The sequence below is a fragment of the Arthrospira sp. PCC 9901 genome, assembly GCF_059013425.1.
Window position 1 is genome coordinate 5,179,776 of record NZ_CP102296.1, and the last position, 18,184, is coordinate 5,197,959.

18 protein-coding genes are annotated in these 18,184 nt (G+C 45.8%); 7 read left to right on the plus strand and 11 right to left on the minus strand.

The window, feature by feature from the left end:
• Positions 1-24: 24 nt before the first annotated feature.
• The 3 genes from NLZ44_RS23025 to galT all read left to right on the plus strand — a co-directional run bounded on the left by NLZ44_RS23025 (position 25) and on the right by galT (position 3,621).
• Positions 25-1,425, plus strand: a complete 1,401-nt coding sequence (locus tag NLZ44_RS23025) for an NYN domain-containing protein (RefSeq protein WP_493751283.1) — start codon at positions 25-27, stop codon at positions 1,423-1,425.
• 86 nt (positions 1,426-1,511) lie between these two features.
• On the plus strand, positions 1,512-2,567 hold the full coding sequence (gene hppD / locus NLZ44_RS23030; RefSeq protein ID WP_493751284.1) for a 4-hydroxyphenylpyruvate dioxygenase: 1,056 nt from the start codon (positions 1,512-1,514) through the stop codon (positions 2,565-2,567).
• 43 nt (positions 2,568-2,610) lie between these two features.
• Positions 2,611-3,621: a galactose-1-phosphate uridylyltransferase gene (gene galT, locus NLZ44_RS23035; RefSeq protein ID WP_493751285.1), complete on the plus strand. Its 1,011-nt coding sequence runs from the start codon at positions 2,611-2,613 to the stop codon at positions 3,619-3,621.
• Positions 3,622-3,954: 333 nt separating this feature from the next.
• Here the strand turns inward: galT and NLZ44_RS23040 are convergent, their stop codons facing one another.
• The 9 genes from NLZ44_RS23040 to NLZ44_RS23080 form a co-directional block, all read right to left on the minus strand.
• A complete protein-coding gene (locus NLZ44_RS23040; protein ID WP_493753064.1) occupies positions 3,955-4,395 on the minus strand; it encodes an SH3 domain-containing protein in 441 nt (146 codons plus the stop codon).
• Positions 4,396-4,521: 126 nt separating this feature from the next.
• A complete protein-coding gene (locus NLZ44_RS23045; RefSeq protein WP_493751286.1) occupies positions 4,522-6,027 on the minus strand; it encodes an AAA family ATPase in 1,506 nt (501 codons plus the stop codon).
• 7 nt (positions 6,028-6,034) lie between these two features.
• Entirely contained in the window at positions 6,035-6,541 is a 507-nt protein-coding gene (locus NLZ44_RS23050) for a YceD family protein (RefSeq protein WP_111890951.1), read from the minus strand.
• A 37-nt stretch (positions 6,542-6,578) separates the two neighbouring features.
• Positions 6,579-7,055 (minus strand): Jag family protein, encoded by a 477-nt coding sequence (locus NLZ44_RS23055; protein ID WP_006670705.1) that lies wholly within the window; start codon positions 7,053-7,055, stop codon positions 6,579-6,581.
• Positions 7,056-7,063: 8 nt separating this feature from the next.
• Complete coding sequence (yidC, locus tag NLZ44_RS23060) at positions 7,064-8,239, minus strand: membrane protein insertase YidC (protein ID WP_006622022.1); 1,176 nt, start codon at positions 8,237-8,239, stop codon at positions 7,064-7,066.
• A gap of 156 nt (positions 8,240-8,395) precedes the next feature.
• The gene (locus NLZ44_RS23065; protein ID WP_493751287.1) at positions 8,396-8,788 is read right to left on the minus strand and encodes a PH domain-containing protein; all 393 of its coding nucleotides are present in this window, start codon (positions 8,786-8,788) and stop codon (positions 8,396-8,398) included.
• The gene (gene rnpA, locus NLZ44_RS23070) at positions 8,760-9,149 is read right to left on the minus strand and encodes a ribonuclease P protein component (protein ID WP_006622024.1); all 390 of its coding nucleotides are present in this window, start codon (positions 9,147-9,149) and stop codon (positions 8,760-8,762) included. Before rnpA ends, NLZ44_RS23065 begins: the two co-directional genes overlap by 29 nt.
• A gap of 149 nt (positions 9,150-9,298) precedes the next feature.
• Positions 9,299-9,436 (minus strand): 50S ribosomal protein L34, encoded by a 138-nt coding sequence (gene rpmH / locus NLZ44_RS23075; RefSeq protein WP_071533534.1) that lies wholly within the window; start codon positions 9,434-9,436, stop codon positions 9,299-9,301.
• Positions 9,437-9,554: 118 nt separating this feature from the next.
• Positions 9,555-10,070 carry a DUF2808 domain-containing protein gene (locus NLZ44_RS23080; protein WP_008051938.1) on the minus strand — a complete coding sequence of 172 codons (516 nt, stop codon included), beginning with the start codon at positions 10,068-10,070 and terminating at the stop codon, positions 9,555-9,557.
• A gap of 1,072 nt (positions 10,071-11,142) precedes the next feature.
• On the opposite strand from NLZ44_RS23080, the gene ltrA reads away from it, so the two are divergent.
• From ltrA to NLZ44_RS23100, 4 genes are all read left to right on the plus strand, one after another.
• The gene (gene ltrA / locus NLZ44_RS23085) at positions 11,143-12,924 is read left to right on the plus strand and encodes a group II intron reverse transcriptase/maturase (RefSeq protein ID WP_493751288.1); all 1,782 of its coding nucleotides are present in this window, start codon (positions 11,143-11,145) and stop codon (positions 12,922-12,924) included.
• Between the two features lie 206 nt (positions 12,925-13,130).
• Positions 13,131-14,276 carry a Re/Si-specific NAD(P)(+) transhydrogenase subunit alpha gene (locus tag NLZ44_RS23090; protein WP_493751289.1) on the plus strand — a complete coding sequence of 382 codons (1,146 nt, stop codon included), beginning with the start codon at positions 13,131-13,133 and terminating at the stop codon, positions 14,274-14,276.
• A gap of 145 nt (positions 14,277-14,421) precedes the next feature.
• Entirely contained in the window at positions 14,422-14,718 is a 297-nt protein-coding gene (locus NLZ44_RS23095) for an NAD(P) transhydrogenase subunit alpha part 2 (protein ID WP_006617139.1), read from the plus strand.
• Complete coding sequence (locus NLZ44_RS23100) at positions 14,715-16,124, plus strand: NAD(P)(+) transhydrogenase (Re/Si-specific) subunit beta (protein ID WP_493751290.1); 1,410 nt, start codon at positions 14,715-14,717, stop codon at positions 16,122-16,124. Before NLZ44_RS23095 ends, NLZ44_RS23100 begins: the two co-directional genes overlap by 4 nt.
• Before the next feature lie 78 nt (positions 16,125-16,202).
• Here the strand turns inward: NLZ44_RS23100 and NLZ44_RS23105 are convergent, their stop codons facing one another.
• Both NLZ44_RS23105 and mnmA read right to left on the minus strand, forming a co-directional pair.
• Positions 16,203-16,826 (minus strand): ParA family protein, encoded by a 624-nt coding sequence (locus NLZ44_RS23105; protein WP_006622030.1) that lies wholly within the window; start codon positions 16,824-16,826, stop codon positions 16,203-16,205.
• A gap of 133 nt (positions 16,827-16,959) precedes the next feature.
• Entirely contained in the window at positions 16,960-18,039 is a 1,080-nt protein-coding gene (gene mnmA, locus NLZ44_RS23110; protein WP_493751291.1) for a tRNA 2-thiouridine(34) synthase MnmA, read from the minus strand.
• Between the last annotated feature and the right edge of the window lie 145 nt (positions 18,040-18,184).

The window sequence follows — 18,184 nt, forward strand, 5'->3', positions numbered from 1 at the left end:
AATTTTGACGGTTTGTGTAGGGGTATGCCCCATCAGTCGCTCGTGTCACAGACAAATAATGGAACTACGGCGGTTAATCAGATCAGTAACCTGATCTATCAAACCGTTGTGTCGTTTCAACAACAGCACCCGGAGTGCTTACATATCCGCTATCAGAGTGTTTCCTGGGAACAACCTGAGTATAAAACTAAACTGTTAGCTAAATTGAATCACGGGTTGGGTCAAGCGCCTAACCCCGAAGTATTGCTATCTAGGGTGAGATCTTATCTGAAATCTCTGCTAAATTCAGAGGCGATCGCTACTAATACCTTTAATCAACTCAAGCCTAAACTTCAGCAACTCCTAAATTACGATAAAAACCAACATCTAAATGCTTCGATTCCTAACTTAAATGGTAATGGAATGATTGATAATGGAGCGAGTATTCTACTACTTGATGCGGAAAATATTCAGCTAGACGCTGACGCAGAAAAGTTTTTAGAAAAAATCTGTCATTATCCTTTACAAATTAGGGTGGCTTTTGCGAACTGGCGCAGTTTAGGCAAAAAAGATGCTGAGTTTCATCAACGAGGCTATCAATTGATTCATGTACCCGCAGGAAAGGATAGCGCGGATTTGAAAATGGCAACGGTGGGGTCATCAATTTTTGTACACTATCCTACGGCGCGAGAAGTGCTGGTTTGCTCATCAGATCAAGCCTTAATTCATCTCTGTAATACTTTACAATCTCACGGTTTGACTGTTTATCATGTCCGCAAAGATCAAGACCAAATTGTGGTATTTAATAGTCAAAATGGCACGACTCAAAAATATTCCTTATCATCCTCAAAAAAAGTTATTCCCAAAGTGGAAGAATTGCTGCAACAATTGCAAGAGTTAATTGTAGCCGAACAAAAGCGCACTAATTGCTATTGGATTAAGCTAACCAAAATCTCTAGCCTTTATCATCATCAATATAAATTGACGTTAATCCAGGTAATTTCTGAACACTTTGTGGATTTTAAAGTTCAGGATATTTTTATCAAAAACCCTCTGATTTTTGCGGTGCATAAAATCTCAGATACATCTCAGACTTATGTGACGTTATTTAATGAAAATTTCACTATCTCTACGGATAACTTACCACCCCAGACTGTCAATGCAACTACATCAAACACTACACCGACAACAATTAAATCCAGCGATGATTTAGAAAAGGCGTTAGTTAGTATTCTGAAAGAAATCACTCAAAAATCCCCTAATTCTTTAGTGCATATATCAATTTTAGCGAGTCATTTTATGACCAAATATCATGTACCTATCAATAATTTACTTCGCCAATTTAATCATAGCAAAAAATTACCCAAATTTTTGGAGTCTTGCGGTTGCTTTAAGGTGAAACAAACTGGGAAAATTTGGGAGGTTGGTTTATTAAATCCTCACTGAGTTAATTTACCCACGATCGCTTGTCTGTATCTCTTATACTAAAAGGTGGATTGTCTCAATTATGGCTAAATTGTCATCACTAATTTATGGAGTTCGACCACATTCATATCTATGTTGAGGATGCCATAGTATCTCGCAACTGGTTTATCGACAAATTCGGATTTGAGGAGGTGGGACAAAACATCAATGATCACCATCATACAATCACCATGGCTAATGGTCAAATTTATATCCTCCTGTCCTCACCCCGCCACCCACAGAGTCCGGTGGCTAACTTTCTCCGCCAACACCCCCCCGGAATTGCTGATATAGCCTTTCGGGTAGACAATTTATCCCAAACAATAGATCGCGCTATTTCTGGCGGCGCAAAACTTCTGCAACCCGTACAAAGCCATGATAGTGCGATCGCTGCTAGTCAATGGGGAATTATTTCCGGTTGGGGTTCCTTGCAACATTCCCTGATCGAAGTTAAGGCTATTTCCCCTTATAAATGGCTTCCCGGCTGTCAATACCCGATTAAACTAAAGCGATCGCCGATTCATTTAACAGCCATTGATCATGTCGTCTTAAATGTCGAAGTAGGTGATCTCAATGTTGCGGCAAACTGGTACAATTCTGTTTTAGGACTCAACCCCGAACAAAGTTTTAACATTCAAACTGATTACTCTGGCTTATACAGTCAGGTGATGACATCCCCCCAAGGAAAAATTAAATTTCCCATCAATGAACCCGCCTCCCCAAATTCCCAGATTCAAGAATTTTTGAATTTTAACCGAGGTTCAGGAATACAACATATTGCACTGACGACAACCAACATTATTGAAACCGTTGGTTTTCTCAAAAATCAGGGTTTACAATTCTTATCAATTCCCGAAAATTATTATGATACAATCGAGGCTAGGGGAGCTGCTTACCGACTACAGCAAGATTGGGAACTCGTCAAAAAAAATCAAATTTTAGTAGACTGGCATCCTTCAAATTCAGCATCAATGCTGTTGCAAATTTTCACCCATCCAATTTTTAATCAACCCACTTTTTTCTGGGAATTAATAGAACGTCGTCAGTCAGCACAAGGATTTGGTGAAGGCAATTTTCAGGCTCTTTTTGAAGCGATAGAAAGGCAACAAATCGACCGTAGTTAACCCCCTAAAAACGCCTATTTAGGCTCATAACTAGGAAAGTATCATGACTGAACTACGACAAAACTTAATCACTAGAGACTGGGTAATTATTGCCTCAGAAAGGGCGAAAAGACCCCATGAATTTGCGCCCCCCTTGTCTAAATTAGAACCCTTACCTACCTACCGAGATGACTGTCCATTTTGTCCCGGAAATGAACATCTAACCGGAACTCAAGAGTGTTTACGACTGGCTGATAATGGTGGTTGGCGAGTGAGAGTAGTAGGGAATAAATATCCGGCTCTCTCTGATGTTGGTCAACGAGTTCGTCATGGTGAAGGTATCTTTAAATCCCTGTCGGGAGTGGGATATCATGAAGTAGTAATCGAACACCCTCGCCACGATTTAAATATTGCTTTGATGGATATTAAAGACATTAGCAATATTCTCCGGGTCTATCGCCAACGCTATGGCGAACTACGAAAAGACCCTAGAGTTGAAACCATCATTATTTTTAAAAACCACGGAGGAAGTGCTGGGACTTCTTTAGAACATCCTCACTCCCAAATTGCAGCCCTTCCTATTGTTCCCTATCAATGGCGCGATCGCGCTAGAGAAGCAGTCCGCTACTACGATGATACGGGAGAATGTCTTTTTTGTCGCACCCTCAAAGACGAACTCAAAGCAGGCGATCGCATTATTTACACGGGGGAGCATTTTGCCGCATTTATTCCCTACGCGGCGCTTTCCCCCTTTCATACATGGGTTTTTCCCCGTAATCATGCTTCTTCCTTTGATGAAATTACGGATTTAGAAATAGAGGATTTAGCCCAAACCCTCAAAGTAGTAATGTCTCAATTTTATTTTGGTTTAAACAACCCCGATTTTAACTATACCATTCGTTCCATACCCACGGCTGAACAGCGCACGGATTATTTCCATTGGTATATTGCCATCATTCCCCGCGTTTCCTTAACCGCCGGCTTTGAACTGGGAAGCGGAATGTATATTAATACATCTGTTCCCGAAGAAAGTGCCGAATTTTTACGCTCTGTCAAAATTCCCTCTAGTATTTGAAAGATTGCTATAGGCTAGTTCTGAGGGCCGCCTACAGGAGCAAAAAAAAGCGACCCAAGAGGCCGCTTATATCTGATGAAAACCGCGTTCTGAATTGTTAGCCTTGTTTTAGACACTAATCCAGTGAGATACTACGAAAGATGAGTGAGCTTTGATGCTCAAAATAGGTAAGTGTTATATATCATCCCAAGTTTTCCCAGATTTGGCAGTGATCGCGATCAAATGAATCAGTGAATTTACGGATGGAAATTGGTGATGGGTTTCATACCCTAAGTGCGATCGCCTCATGGTTAAAGTTGTGTTCCAGATCACATCTTCCGTCAAGCCAAGGATTTAGTTAATAGGCTCGGTATTGCCACCCCTTACCCAACCGGTGCGACCTTCATCAGTGGCGGCGCGAACCCGCTGCCATTGTCTATCCTGGCTATCTTCCAAAACGATAACCTCTTCTTGATATCCGACCCCACCGACCCGGTTAGCATCAAGGCTAGGACTCTCCCTGATAATTAACCCAATGGGTTGAACCACGCGCGCCCGATAGGTCCCCTCCTCTAATTGTGGCTCAGGTTCAGGCTCAGGCTCAGGAGTAGGTTCAGGAGTAGGGGTGCTGGCTGTTTCAACCACCACTGGTTGATCAGTAGCAAAAGTCGGTCGTTGGGGGAGTTCCGTCAACCTAGCGGCAAAGTACAAAGCCGCGGCCAGAGTTGCGCCCGCCAAAATCAAGATAGCTAGGAACACACCGACTAAAAACTTAAAGATGCCATAAAGACTCATAGTATTTTGGGAAACATTTATTATCTGATCGCGATCGCCAAAAACAATCGACTCAATAAAACCTGATGATAGCGAACATTGGGACCACATCAAGGCGAGCCACAAATGAAATAGCCTAATCCCCGTCTAAAATAGCTTATTGAGGCTATCTTGTCGGGAAGCCAATCTAGCCTTACCCGCCGCCGCCCAATCCTGTAAAAATTGAATCTGATCGCGAGCAGTACGAGCCAGAGGTATCATCTGACTGGCGGATTCCAGTATATCCTCAGTGGTGAAATCACGATTTTGACTAAAACCAATGTGCATAGCTTCAATCAAAGTTTGCTCAATTTCCGCCCCAGAGAAATCCGGCGTTTCATAAGCTAGGCGATCGATATCGTAATTTTTGAGACTTTGGGGGCGCAATTTAGTTAGGTGTACCTCAAAAATCGCTTTCCGCTCATCTTGGTTAGGCAAACCGACAAAAAATATCTCATCAAATCTACCCTTACGCAGAACTTCCGGCGGTAAAGATTGGATATTATTAGCGGTAGCCACGACAAAAACCGGAGAAGTTTTTTCAGCCAACCAAGTGATCACAGTGCCAAATACCCGGCTAGTTGTACCCGCATCCCCTTTACCATCAACCCCCGCAAAGGCTTTATCTATTTCATCAATCCATAGGACACAGGGAGCGAGAGCCTCTGCTAACTGAATCATTTGGCGAGTCCGAGATTCTGACTCCCCTACCAGTCCCGCAAACAACCGCCCCACATCTAAACGTAATAAGGGTAAATGCCAATGGTGAGCGATCGCCTTAGCCGTCAGAGATTTACCCGTCCCCTGAATCCCCACCAGTAGCAAACCACGGGGATAGGGCAATCCATACTGTCGCGCCCGTTCCGAAAAAGCGCCGCCCCGCCGCAGTAGCCAATCTTTGAGGTTATCGAGTCCGCCAATATCAGATATATTTTCCTTAGCGGGGTAGAAATCCAAAATTTGAGTTTGGCGAATAGTTTGGCGTTTTTCTTCCAAAATCAGCTCTATATCACTGGGTTGTAGTTCCCCATGATTAGCGATCGCCTTAGCCAAAATCCGGCGAATGCGCTCCAGAGACAGACCCTGAAACGAGCGCACCATTTCATCTAACAAACGCGGTTCCGGGGTTTGTCCCGTTGCCATCAATAGGCTTTCCACCGACTTAGCAATAGTGGGGCGATCGGGCAATGGAAATTCCAGAATCGTGATCACTTCGCTGAGGTCTTCAGCAATAGTAACTTGGGGGGAAATAATCACCAAATTTTTCGGTTGAGACTTGAGGCGACGCGCCAGGTTACGGATTTTACGAGAAATGGAAATATCATCTAAAAACCGATGAAAGTCTCGCAAAATAAAGATCGCCGGTGTCGTGTCCGGCACTTTTTCCACAAACTCCAAGGCAAGGAGGGGGTTGCGAACCGCAAATCCCATATCATTAGGATTTCCCTCGTTGTAACCTTCTACAAAATCCCACACATAAACCGCTCGATTTCCTTGGTTCAAACCTACCTGCTTGATAGTTAACTCAAGGCGCTCCTCCTCTAATGTGGGAATATAAATCACCGGATAGCGCGATCGCAGTAATAATTCAAACTCCTGGTTAAATTGGCTCATGGCTTTTTTATCCAGATAATTGTTTTTTTAACGCTTCCAAGGCTGCCCAGCGGTGATCTATCGCTGAATCTACTGATTCCGAAACCTCAGTCGGAGCCGTGGGTAGTTGACAATCCTGGTCACACAGTTGACGACCTGGTAATTCCAAACACAACTGCTGATAAAACCAATCCGTAGGAGAAAAATGCCCTTGAGGGTCTAGGGTTTCCACCAAATCTTCAAAAGCCACCTCCACCTCTTCAGCGATCTGGTAATCAGATGATTTTTCTAACCAGATCGCCTCATTCGTCAGAATTTTCAAACGGTGGTTGTACTGTTTCAGACAGCGATCGCAAGTCAAAGTTACAATCGTCTCCGCACGACCCTGGACATCCAAAAATGTCGTCTTATGACTAACTCGCATATACCCTCGCACCGGAGTCAGGGTATCCAAACCCGGGATAAACTCCTCAAACTGGAACTCCACCGTCCGCTGATGTGCATTAAGCAAATGAGGGATGTAAATAGCATCCATAATCTTGTGGTCGTCGCTTATTGTGCCAAAATGTTTGTCAGGCTTTCACTTTAATCACTAGACGGCGATCGGGTTCACTCCCCTGACTATAAGTTTCCACACCCTCACTATCCTTGAGAATATTATGGATTAGCCGTCGTTCCACCGAAGATAGAGACTTAATTTCCAACTCTATCCCCGTTTGTCGCACCTGACTCGCCGCATTTTCCGCCAAAGCTCTTAACTCTTGGTAGCGGCGGGCACGATACCCATTTAGCTCCACAGTATAAGCCACTTTTTCACCGTTGTCTTTCCCCAAATTCAGAATCGTATTAACCAAATACTGAATCGAATCGAGTCCCTCACCACCATCACCAATCAGATTTTTAGCCTGTTCAGGGGATAGATTGGGACTGTCAATGGTTAACCAGCAGGAGTCTTCCTCCTGCGTAGGGACAACATCACCCGAAATATCTCCGAGTTTTAGGAGTTCCTCTATCCACTCCTGACCTCGACTAATTTGAGTCTTGTCCATTGCTTAGTTTATGCCTTCTTCTTAGAATGTCCGCCTGGTTCAAAAGGAAGTGAAGCACGTCCACTTTCACCTGGTTTCTTGTCTTTTTTGTCTTTTTTGCCGGTTTGTCTCTCCGACTCCTCCACAATTTTCTGGAGATTTTCCGGTAAAGGTTCTCGCGACAAGATAAACGCCTGACCTGTTTGGAAAATATTAGCAATCAGCATATACAGTAAAACACCAGCCGGTAGTGGGAAGAAGAAAAACATCCCCGTAAATAAAACTGGCGTGATTTTGTTAACCGTATCTTGTTGAGGATTACCCGAACTACCTTGATTTTGACCAGAGAGGACCTGGTTAATATACAAACTAATCCCGAATCCCAAAATCATGCCCACTATATCCCAGTGGATATTACCATCATCATCAAAAGCTCCTACCCGTCCCAAGGCATCAATAAACAAAAATCCCTTATCAGCAGCAATTCCTTTCAGGCTGGCTTGGATTGTCACTTCACCCGGTTTGACAGCTACCAAATTCCCTTCATCATCAATCTGAACCTTATCTTCCCCTTTAGTTACCATCCAATGGGGTTTAACTTTGGGGTTTTCGTAACTATCCAGCTTTGACTGTAGACTTTCCCCTTGTGCTGTTTGAAATTTCACCTGGGTTTTTTGTCCCACTGCCAAATTATTACCAGTATCAATCAAAGCCTGTACGGAAGAGTGAACACCATCTGCTACATAAACATTCTGAGCCTTACTCTTATATATTTGCGGTTGAATTTGCTCAATTTGTTCTTGGGGAAAAATTTGCAGGTCAATGGCGTAGTTAACATCCGAGAAGGGTGATCCTCGCAGGGTAGCAAACAAAGCAAATAGAATTGGCATCTGTAGCAGTAGTGGAAAGCAACCCGCCAGAGGATTACCCAATTCCTTATATACTCTGCTCATCTCTTCCCGTTGTTTCACCGGGTCATCTTTATAGAGCTTTTGGATTTTGTCCACTCGCTCTTTCATCAGCGGTTGAGTCACCTTCATCCGCCGCATATTCCGAATTGACCCCGCATTCAGCGGATATAGTGCAAAACGAATCACCAGAGTTAAGGCTACGATCGCCAAACCGTAACTAGGGACGATCCCGTAGAAAAAATCCAGGATCGGTAACATCAAATTGTTGGAAAGAAACCCAATACCAAAGTCCATGCGTCAAGAGTTAACCTAGCTGCTTGATTTTTTATACAAATTTTAACAATTAAGTTCCCAGGGTGGAACTTTTTTGCGCCATCTGATTGAATCTATATTTCCTGATTGTCTATGACCACAAGGAAATATAATCAACCACTATAGGTGAATTTTAAGTTACTGACCGATCACACCCGGCGATCTTCCCTGTTTTTGAGCAATTTTTTCACTAATGTAGTCGTAAAGCTCTCTAAATCTCGGTAAAGCTCTTAGTTCCAGACGGTTACCATTTTTCAGGGTTAGCACCATATCTCCCCAGGCTCCCAGTCCCCTGGGCACTTTGGCGACACTCACAATTTCTGAGTACACCACATCAGTGCGATCGCGTCCCATCCATCCTCCAATCACAGAAACCCGGCGATTAGTAATACGATAACGCAGCCACAGTGCGCGCACCACTGCTCCCACAGTCAAAGGCAAGCCGATAATCGTAAATCCGATCAGTAAATTTATAATCAGATCACCAATATGGGGCCCACCTTCATAAAAGCTCTCCTCCCGAATGCCCATGTAAAACCTCTGCTTGTACTAACAACTTTTCTAATTCTCGCAGAATTTCTGCATAATTGCACTCGATCGCCGTTGGCTTGACCACAATCACCACATCCCAACCTGGCGAGATTGTTGGTAATAACTGTCGCAGTCCCGCTCTAATTTGTCGTTTGAGCAGATTTCGTCGCACCGCCCGCTTGCTAACCTTCTGACTAATAGAAATACCAAACCTACTCGCGGGGACCCCTGCATCCATCTCAGGCGGAACTAACCGTTTTAATGCTCTCAGGGTTAAATGAGCAGTTTTACGATGTAGTCCCCTAGTATAGACTGCCTTAAAATCTTTGGGAGCGCGCAGTCGATTTACTTGAGGCAACATTTTGATTTGATCAGTTATAGCAGTGGACACCTAGACCAGGGAGGGCGCATCACCGGGCGGGAATATAAGCTAGGGCTCATATCAATCACCAATTTGAGCCCATGGCTTGCGTATCAGGGTTATGACCACTGCTTTGACAGTTAAACCCCTTAAACAGATAACCGTGACCGTCCTTTTTTCCGGCGAGACCTAATCACCGCACGACCATTTCTAGTCCGCATCCGTACCCGAAACCCAGATACTCTCTTTTTCTTACGGCTAGTTCCTTTGAGCGTTTGTTGAGCCATTTGCCTATCCTCCCACAATCAGTGTTAAAATCACAATCTCTTATTTTACCACATACACTCCAGAAAACCTGACAGCAAGTTGGTTGAGCGATAATCAACTCAACCGCCCCAGCATCTGTTAATCAATACTGAGGACCCAAGTACCAACATAGCGCAACAGAGGCACATCACCGGGACTGCGAACATTAGCATTAAAGTGGAACATCCCGCCAAAAGTAGGATTTCTGACGTTTGACATCACAATTTCTAAAGACTGTCCGGCTGGGATGGGTTCTTCTGGATAGATTTCAAGAAAATTGTTTTCGGCATCCCAGATCACGTCCTCTAGGGGAATTGACTGATCACCGATACGAACCTCAATGCGCTCTGGGTCAAATCTACCCTCGAAATGCTCAGGATACGAAATCGAGATCAGAGCCACAGCCATATTTAACTTCCTAGACGGAATTCTTAATCTGTAGCGGTCCCGGCGACCAGAGCGGCCACTTTGTAGAAAGAAATTGAGCAAATTCGCCCTTTCCGGTCCACCAAACAAAGTCACACCAGGACCTGATTGCGCCATAACCAGAGTCGGAAAAGCTCCCAACAAAAAGCCAGTCAGTGTCAAACCAGAAACTAGAGAACGGATTTTCATTGATACAAACTCCTGCGATAAGTGTAACGGCGGTAACAATTTGACTTATGGTTAAAGGATTATTTTCGAAATAAAGACAAACTAAAGATATCAATCAATGGGAACAACTACGATTATGATGTCAAACTAGACACTCATTCTGACACAATCATCATCATTGTGTCGAGTTGCTGTGGTAGCAGTGATTAGCCTGTTGTAGCAAAGGTTGCACATTTTGATTGATTAGCTACTTCAACCCAGACGGCCAGCTAGGTGGGGTGCTGTCAGATGTAGTGGTTGTCATCAAAAAATGACAAATGTTCTGATATGACGCGCTTTCCCAAGGCAGATCAAATTTCGATCGCTATCATAGAATCCTGTGTGCGAGACGTTCAGGCATGAAATAGGGTTGCAATACCCGAAATAACCGCCTGGTGGGGATTTCAACCCCTCGGTTGAATATAAGGAACGCACTCCTGACCATCCCCATAACTGTTTATATGTCCCGACGATTTGTATCATATCGATACCAAATCAAGGCAGGGAACCCAAGGTCAACATCCTCTGTAACAAATCGTAATAAATCGTAACCTGAGGAGGTGCGATACGGAGGTGAGGGTAACGGCGATAGCCACCCCCAGTTCCAGGAATCACAAACCTGGGATTGAAGCGGGAAACGGAAGGCTCCGAGGCGTAACCTAACGCCAGAACCGAGACCACTGCCAACCATCCATGATTAGGGAAACCGAATGTCCGGCTTGAACCATCGTAACTATGAAGTAGCGAAAGAGGTTGATACGCTGCGTTCAAAAGAGCAAAGGGAAAAGAAGGGGACTACAGGTACTACCTTCACAGACCTTTAAAAGTACCTCGGTGGATAGGACAAATCTAAAGATGGAATGCCCATATAAACGGAACGTTTTAACCCCTATTAGGCTCTGATTATCTGGTCGAGGTGGTCAGTAGTGACAAGTGTAAGCGCAAGCCCATTAGGGGGTGAGATGTGACCAGAAGCCAACGCCCGGTTGTAATGACAGGGATATGCTGACAGGTTACGGTTTGATTGCAAGGATAAAGTCTAGTAGGGGTCAATATGACGAAATCGAGAGAAAGTAAGGGATTCGGCAAACCGAAACTTACCAAGACTACGAATGTATGGAGAAGTGTCAACTGGGCTAAGGTTCAGCGATACGTCTTTAAGCTCCAAAAGAGGATATTCCAAGCAGCTAAATCGGGACAGGATGCAAAGGCTAGAAAGTTGCAACGTCTATTGGTGAAATCATACTACGCCAGGCTCTTAGCGGTGCGGCGAGTGACCCAAGACAATCAAGGCAAGAAAACGGCTGGAGTCGATGGAATGAGAGCAATCTCACCGAGGCAAAGGTTGGAACTTGTCAAAAGTATTAAGGGGAACCTCAAAGCACAACCACTGCGACGGGTGTGGATTCCAAAACCTGGAAGGGATGAAAAACGCCCTCTAGGGATACCCACAATCCAAGATAGAGCAAGGCAAGCCTTGGTAAAGTCGGCGCTAGAACCCGAGTGGGAGGCGAAGTTTGAGGGTACAAGCTACGGGTTTAGACCGGGAAGGTCAGCCCACGATGCGATAGCCAGGATTTACCAAAGTATCAACAAAGGTGAATATTATGTACTGGACGCAGATATAGCAAAGTGCTTTGACCGAATAAACCATGATTACCTACTGTCCAAAATTCACTGTCCAAGTAGTCTAAAGAGAGACTTGAAACAATGGCTCAAGGCGGGCGTATTGGATAACGGCGTATTTGAGGATACAGAAACGGGGACACCACAAGGAGGGGTAATAAGTCCACTCCTAGCCAACATCGCACTGTTGGGCATGGTTAGGTTAATCGAGGCAATGTATCCCAAGAAAAGGGGAACCGTTCAGGCTACCCTAATAAGGTACGCGGATGATTTCGTGGTAATCTCAAAAGACCTAGGAATCATTGAACAATGCAAAACTGCAATTTCCGAGTGGCTAAAACCTGTAGGACTAGAGATTAAACCTGAAAAAACTCGAATCTGTCACACACTCAACCCTATTGAGTACAACGACAAAGCAGAGAACCCTGGGTTCGACTTTCTAGGATTCAATATCAGGCAATACCCGGTAGGAAGACACAAATCTGGGAAAACTGGGGGAGCAGCAAGTCGATTAATCGGTCACAAAACCCACATTACCCCCAGCAAGAAAGCAGTTAAAGCCCATACAGAAGCGATTAAGGGTGTAATCAAACAACATAAAACAGCACCCCAATCAGCCCTGATTAGTAAACTAAACCCAATCATTAGGGGGTGGTCGAATTACTATTCGGGGGTAGTTTCAACAGAAACCTTCAATAAGCTAGACTACACAGTCTGGCAAATGTTACGGGCATGGACAGTCTCAAGATGCGGAAAGGCAAGTCATGAAAAGCTGAGTAAATACTTTAAACCGGGAATGGTTAAACTCAGTAATGGGAAAGAAAGACAGGAGAAATGGATATTCCAAGCCAAAGATGGGTTACATCTATATAAGCATAACTGGACGCCAATTGTCAGACATACCCTGATACGCCCGGATGCAACACCATACGACGGAAATTGGACTTACTGGTCAACCAGGAAAGGACAGGCAATCGATACGCCAACAAGGGTAGCCAAACTACTCAAAAAGCAAAAAGGTAGGTGTGCCTGGTGCGGGCAATACTTTACCCCGTCAGATTTAGTTGAAGTTGACCATATTGTACCTCGAAACCTAGGTGGAAAGGATGAATACAAGAATCTTCAATTACTGCACCGCCACTGTCACGATGATAAGACGGCACTAGATAACGCCAACGCTGTATCCCTAACAATGGAGCAATCAGACTAGGAGCCGTGTGAAGGGAAACTTTCACGCACGGTTCTGAATGGGAGGGGATGGAGGCGACTCCATTCTCGACCCCTAATAGGGACGGGTTTCGCTCGTCACTAATCAATTGCCACAAACAAATAGGAGTGCTAAACCCGATCGCGAGCGCGAAAAGATTTTGGTCAAGCCGTCGAAAAGGGACGGAGTTTGAGATATAGGAGTTTTTGATGAAAATTGCGATCGCCAAAGAACTAAATGTTAATGAACGCCGAGTGGCCCTGATACCGGACGTAGTATCTCGTCTGGTGAAAGAAGGCTTAGAGATTTATGTGGAAGCCGGAGCAGGAGAAGGGTCTTGTTTCTCGGATGCTCTGTATGAGCAGGCGGGAGCCCACGTGATTACGGACTCAGCCAAGTTGTGGGGAGAAGCCAATATCCTGCTGAAAGTGAGTCCGCCACAAGAAGACGAAGTTGGCAAAATGGCTGAGGGGGCAGTATTAATCGGATTTCTCAACCCCTTGGGAGAGCCAACCCTGATCCAAAAATTAACCGATCGCCGGGTGACAGCCTTCAGTATGGAAATGGTCCCCCGCACCAGTCGCGCTCAAAGCATGGATGCCCTATCCTCCCAGGCTAATATTGCCGGATATAAGGCAGTTCTGATCGCGGCGGCGAATTTGCCTAAATACTTCCCGATGCTGACCACGGCAGCCGGAACCATCAGACCGGCTAAGGTCTTAGTTCTAGGGGCGGGGGTAGCCGGACTACAAGCGATCGCCACAGCACGGCGTTTAGGAGCGATCGTAGAAGCCTTTGACATTCGCCCAGAAGTCAAAGAACAAGTCCAAAGTTTAGGGGCTAAATTCGTAGATGTCACCCTAGAGGAAGATACGGTCGCCGAGGGAGGCTATGCCAAAGAAATCTCAGAGCAAGCCAAACAACATACCCAGGAAGTGCTAACCCAGCACGTGGCTGCCTCTGATGTGGTGATTACTACGGCTCAAGTTCCCGGCAAAAAAGCCCCCGTTTTAGTCAGCGCTAACATGGTGGATCAAATGAAACCCGGTTCAGTGATTGTAGACCTAGCCGCCGAACAGGGGGGAAATTGCGAAGGTTCAGAACCAGGTAAAAACATCCAGAAAAATGGTGTCACCATCATGGGACCCATTAACCTGCCAGCCTCGATGCCTGTTCATGCCAGCGAGGTATATGCTAAAAACCTCTCAGCCCTCTTAAAGCTGATGGTAACCAAGGAGGGAGAACTTGATCTAAACTTCGCAGATGACATCCTCGATGGAGCCTGTGTTACCCACGGCGGGGAAATTCGTTCCCAACGGGTTAAAGAGGCTTTGGGAGTTCCTGTGGGTCAATAGTACAGACCACAGGCATCTCTAGCCTCAAGGGTATCAGGTCTATACTCCCCTATTTGTGAGGGGGGAGCGGCTCCCCCCGCTGGGTCACTGGGTAAAAGTACGGTGACGAACAGCTAGACGCTTTCCAAGCTACTGGAGATATTGAATGACAACAGAAACTCTGATTTCGGCTTTATTTGTTTTTGTCCTGGCATCATTTGCCGGGTTTGAGGTGATTACGAAAGTGCCACCAACCCTACACACTCCCCTAATGTCTGGCGCTAATGCCATCTCAGGAATTGCGGTTTTAGGGGCGATTATTATTGCCGGAGAACAGGATTGGAACATCACGGTGATTCTGGGTATTGTGGCTGTGGTGTTGGCTACTATTAATGTTGTGGGTGGCTTTTTGGTTACTGACCGGATGCTGCAAATGTTCAAGAAAAAGGAGGTTAAAGCATGATCGACTTTCTACCAACAGGCATCGAGTTGAGTTATTTGGTGGCGGTAACCCTGTTTTTCTTTGGTCTGAAAAAGTTGGGGTCTCCAGCAACGGCTCGCAATGGGAATATCTTGGCATCTATTGGGATGTTAATTGCGATCGTGGCTACTCTTCTTAATCAGCAGGTTCTCAACTACGGCACAATTCTGATAGCGATCGCCATAGGTTCCGCTATTGGTGGCATCGCCGCCTATAAAGTCGAAATGACTGATATGCCTCAGATGGTCGGTTTGTTTAACGGTCTCGGTGGTGCTGCTTCTTCTATGGTGGCTGTAGGCGAGTTCTGGCGCTATTTAGCCACCGCTGATGCTCCCCCCCTACCAACTACTGTTACAGCGGTGTTAGGGGTTTTAATTGGCGGTGTCACCTTCACAGGCTCCCTCATCGCTTTTGCCAAACTGCAAGGGATTATGAGTGGCTCTCCGATTCTGTTTCCCTTGCAACAACCCTTTAACCTAGCCCTGTTAATTAGCTTTGTAGGCGCAAGTGTTTATATCTGTGTACAACCCTTCAACGTCCCCGTTTTCCTGGCTTTAGTGGGCATTTCTCTGGTGCTGGGAGTGCTTTTTGTTATCCCCATTGGTGGCGGGGATATGCCTGTGGTGATTTCCCTGTTAAACTCGTTCTCAGGGTTAGCTGCTAGTGCGGCGGGTTTTGTGGTAATGAATAACCTGCTGATCATTGCTGGGGCTTTGGTAGGTGCTTCTGGTATTATCCTTACGGTGATCATGTGTAAGGCGATGAACCGCTCGATTACCAACGTCCTATTTGCTGGGTTTGGTACGGGTGAAGGTACAGCGGCAGCGCCTAGCGCTTCTGGTGGTGCAACCAATAAGAGCGTTCGCAATATCGACCCGGAAGAAGGGGCGATGATGTTGGGGTATGCTCGGTCTGTGGTGATTGTTCCCGGTTATGGCATGGCTGTAGCTCAGGCACAGCACTCGGTTAAGGAACTGGTGGATATGCTAGAATCCTTGGGGGTGGATGTTAAATATGCGATTCACCCGGTGGCGGGACGAATGCCGGGACACATGAACGTTCTGTTAGCCGAGGCGAATGTTCCCTATCCGCAGTTGTATGATATGGATGACATCAACCCCCAATTTGAACAGACTGATGTGGCTTTGGTGATTGGGGCTAATGATGTGGTTAACCCGGCGGCGCGGGAAGATAAAAATAGCCCCATCTACGGAATGCCGATTCTGGATGTTGACAAAGCCAAGCATACTATTGTGATTAAGCGTGGTATGAGTACGGGATTTGCTGGGGTTGATAATGATTTGTTCTACAAGGACAAAACTATGATGCTATTTGGCAGCGCTAAGGATATGGTTGCTAAGTTGGCTTCTGAGGTTAAACAACTCTAGGCTGTTCCAATAATTCTGGTTCTACTGACATCCTTCGAGTCCCATGGACGGCGGGGGATGTCTGTCTGTATTGGGGTTTTATTTTAGGCTTCTCAGGAGTTCGGCTACGACGCGCCGATAGTCTGATGCTGCTTCTCTGGCATTTTTGCTGCGAGACCTAATAATGGAAACGCCTTCTAGGGGACAGCGTTCATGGGCTTTGTAGGAGCGAATAAAATTCTGGAAAACTGGAATACCTGATTCCCGCAAGGACTTTTGAGCCTCAAAAGCATCTCCAATACTGCGGGGGTCAACTTTGGTGAGCAGGACTTTATAATCAATGTTAATGGGGGCGACGCGATCGCGTACAGTAGCCATTAAAGCTACTAAATCCATGGGTGCGGCTTGGCTGGGTAAAATTAGATAATCAGCTACCTGGACTACGGCGGCTAGGGATTCGGATTTCAAGGCTGGGGGGGTATCGACGACAATCATTTGCACCTGTTGAACTTTCCTTAACTGTTTCAGGAGACTGGGATTGGTTTCTTCTGAGACATCAAAGGGCATTTCTCCCTGTTCAACCCACCACATAGCAGAACCCTGGGGGTCTGTATCTACTAGGAGGGTTGAGAAGTTGCTGGAAAGTATAGCCGCGAGATTGACAGCGGTTGTGGTTTTACCAACTCCACCTTTCCCATTGGCGATCGCTAAAATTGTCGGCATTCTATCTGAATCGGATAACTTGCTTAGAAAACATACCACGAAAGGTGGTTTGGTAGCGCTTCGGCGATCGCCTCCCCGTACCAGAAAGCCCCAAGATAGGGAGAACAGGCCTCTTCTACTTTGGGGTTATGGGTTAACTGGTCGGACGTTCAATCACGCCGCCACCTAGGAGTAAATCTTCGGAGTACCATACAGCCGCCTGACCGGGGGTAATGCCGAAAATAGGCTCATCAAAAATCAGTCGGACTCTGCTACCAATTTGGGGGTCTGCTTCGGAAGATAAAGGAACCACGGTTACGGGTAATGGCTTACTGCGATAACGAATTTGTACCTCGGCGCGGATAGGTTCAGAAGGCGGCGCAATGGATACCCAATTAACGCGCCTAATAGTGCATTCAGTTTGAGTCATGCGATCGCGATCGCCAACTACTACCCGATTGCGTCCGGGGTCAATACTCAGGACATATAATGGCTCTGGTGCCGAAATTCCCAAGCCTCGGCGTTGACCGATAGTATAGTGGTGGATGCCATCATGTTCCCCCAAAACCCTGCCTTCCGTATCGACAATTTCGCCTTTTTTCCCAGTAATATATTTATCTAAAAAGGCGCGCATAGAACCATTCGCCTCGACCAAACAGAGGTCTTGGCTTTCGGGTTTATCAGCAGTTTTCAGGTTATACTGAGCGGCGATGCGTCTAGTTTCGGATTTCGGGACTTCTCCCAAGGGAAAAACCACACCCGCGAGTATATCCTGAGTTAAATCATACAGAAAATAAGACTGATCCTTAGTGCGATCGACGGCTCGTTTTAACTGATGGCGATCGCATTGTGAATTATAGGAAACCCTAGCATAGTGACCGGTAGCGATGTGGTTAATATTTAACTCCGTAGAAGCATAACCCAGCATCGGGCCAAACTTAACCGCACGATTACACTGGGAACAGGGTAAAGGAGTAATCCCCGCCCCATATCCTTCCACCAAATAATCAATAATATGGGTTTGGAACAGATCTCGGCTATCGACAATATAATGGGGGATGCCAAGCTGTTCGCAGATATGGGCTGCATCTACCATACCCTCGGAACAGCATTGACCCTTACCCCGCATTAACCATAGGGTTAACCCCACCACCTCATATCCTTGGTGATGCAGAATCGCCGCTGCTGCGGAACTATCAACCCCTCCTGAAAGACCAACAACAATTTTTTGCATTGAAATTATCGCCTCTACCAATTCCACCCGTCGCGACACGACTATACAATAAATTATATGTTATCAGATCGATGGGTAGTAGGTTCGCGCTCCGGGAAACTCCCCCAATTTCCCCCCCGATACTATGAGCCACGACTAAAACGGG